1 protein-coding gene is annotated in these 420 nt (G+C 75.0%); it reads left to right on the top strand.

Annotated features, from left to right (window positions below; genetic code table 11):
* Positions 1–49 precede the first annotated feature (49 nt).
* Positions 50–420 (top strand): IclR family transcriptional regulator domain-containing protein (locus IJ15_RS0124395; RefSeq protein ID WP_037136287.1); only part of this gene is annotated, 371 nt, incomplete at its 3' end.

Raw genomic sequence — 420 nt, 5'->3', positions numbered from 1 at the left:
CGGGGCCGCCGCCCGCCCGGGGGGGTGCCCCCGGGGGGAGTCCCGGACGGTGCCGACTTCGAGCGGGCCCGCGCCGCCCGGGCCCTCGACCGATTCCGGCCAGCCCCTCGCACGAGGCCTGTCCGTCACCCGGGCGTCCGACCCCGAGAACCCGCAGCGCCCGCCCAGCGCCGTTGCCCGGCCCCCCGCCCCCCCCCGGGCACCGGCCCGCCGGTTCCTGCTCACCCTGGTCGAACTCGGGTACGTCCGCACCGACGGTTCCGTGTTCTGGCTGACCCCGCGCGTGCTCGAACTCGGCTACAGCTACCTGTCGAGTCTGTCGCTGCCCGACATCGCCCGACCGCATCTCGAGGCACTGTCCGATCGCGTCCACGAGTCGACGTCGGTGTCGATCCTCGACGACGACGACGTCGTCTACGT

It is taken from the genome of Prescottella defluvii (assembly GCF_000738775.1).
Lineage (GTDB): Bacteria > Actinomycetota > Actinomycetes > Mycobacteriales > Mycobacteriaceae > Prescottella > Prescottella defluvii.
This window is presented reverse-complemented; position numbering and strand designations above follow the sequence as displayed.